Annotated in this window: 1 protein-coding gene; it reads left to right on the top strand. The window is 38.8% G+C overall.

All coding sequences use genetic code 11. The features are described from left to right. The first annotated feature begins 146 nt into the window (after positions 1-146). Positions 147-1,586: a DDE-type integrase/transposase/recombinase gene (locus MUB24_RS22915; RefSeq protein WP_244708045.1), complete on the top strand. Its 1,440-nt coding sequence runs from the start codon at positions 147-149 to the stop codon at positions 1,584-1,586. Positions 1,587-1,856: the final 270 nt, after the last annotated feature.

Here is a 1,856-nt window from a genome sequence, read left to right as displayed (position 1 = left end):
ATTCGTATTGTCAAAACTTATATAGTAAAAAGTTAATATAACCTTGATTTAAGAGGGCTTATAAAGAAAAAACTTGCCACCCCCTAAAAATCTAAGGATAATTGAGGTTACCAGACCACCAACATCCCAGAAAAGGAAGTGACAAGTTGTATCCTCAATTATTAACTTATTTACTTGAATTTATCAAGTACCAAGATCAAATTATTCGTACGTTACAAACCCTTCTTGTTGGTAAAAACATGTTTGAAAAACCAGCGGAAGAGCCTGTTAATAAGCCTTACCGTAAGCTTCAGATAGATGAACTTCCCATTATAGAAACCTTGAAAAAGCTCGATTATACAATTCTTTTAAAAGAGTACTTAGAAGAACACGATAGGCCTCTTAAGCCTGTTCAAAGGCGCTCTAATTCAAAAGTTACTGTACCCAAAACTACGAATTGTCCTCAGTGTGGTGCTCCGGCAGATTACCTTTACACCAATAATGGGAATAAAGGACAATTTCTTTGTAAGGTCTGTTCCTGTCTTTTCAGTGATAAGAATCGGTTTTCCAAAGAGGCCGTTTTAAAGTGTCCTCATTGTGCCAAAAGTCTAGAAAGGATTAAGGAAAGAAAAGACTTTTCTGTTTATAAATGTAAAAACAACGACTGTTCCTATTACCAAAAAAAAGTGAAAGCCATGTCTAAAAAGGAGAAAAAACGATTTAAGAAAGATCCTCAGGCATTTAAAGTAAGGTATATTTTTCGCCAGTTTCACATTGACTTTCTCCCTTTGTCTAAACAATCACCCGAGTTACCAAGGGTAAATTTGTCTAAGATCCATGCTTCACCGCATACATTGGGTTTAATCCTGACGTACCATGTGAACTATGGGCTTTCAGCCCGTAAAACAGCTGCCATTATGCAGGATGTTCATGGTGTCGCTATTTCCCATCAAACGATATTGAATTACGAGAACAGTGTCGCTTTACTCCTAAAACCTTATGTGGATCATTATCCTTACGAGCTTTCGGATCAATTCTGTGGCGATGAAACCTATATCCGTGTCAATGGAAAGTGGAACTATTTATTTTTCTTTTTTGACGCGATAAAAAAGATTATTCTCTCGTATCCCGTGTCTCCAAACCGAGATACGGTCACGGCTATTCATGCCATTGATGAAGTGTTAGTGAAAATGAAGGAGATTCCGGAAGACCTCACTTTCGTTGTCGATGGAAATCCTATCTATCTTCTAGCCCAACACTTTTTTGCTCAACACGGCATTTCATTTGACGTGAAGCAAGTGATTGGTCTTACAAATGAAGATCCTGTCTCCACAGAGTTTCGTCCATTGAAACAAATTATCGAGAGACTCAATCGTACGTTTAAGGCTAATTATCGCTCCACACACGGTTTTGGCTCAGATAAAGGTTCCGTATCTTATGTTACCTTGTTTGTTTCCTATTTTAATTTTCTGAGGCCGCATGCCTCTTTAGAGGGAAAGGTACCTGTTGTCAATCCATCCTTATCAGGTCTTCCTACAATGCCGGCACGGTGGACAAAACTGATCGAGTTAGCTCAACAATGGATCGTAAAACAGCGGTTAGCCTAACTTTTTGTTTAGCTGAGCCCTTGAATGATTTTTAAAAGCTAATTTAGCAATCGGCGAAGCGAACTCTTGACAAACCGAACTTGCCAATGGTTTAAAATGGGAAAAACCAAGGGCTTATTTCACCTGCCTTCTTTTTGTCCCCTTCGCCCTTGTTAACCTAAAAACAAACCATTGGCGTGTTTGTCAAGAGCGATTGCGGCGGCTACCACTACAATTCAGACTTGGAGCTACTTTTAAGCGTGAGTTTTCATAGAACTTTTGACAGTACCG

Origin of the sequence: Lederbergia sp. NSJ-179 (assembly GCF_022867885.1) — a bacterium.
In the GTDB taxonomy this organism is placed as follows: Bacteria; Bacillota; Bacilli; order Bacillales; family Bacillaceae_C; genus Lederbergia.
Note: the sequence above shows the minus strand (reverse complement) of the source record. Positions and strands in the feature narration are given on the sequence as shown.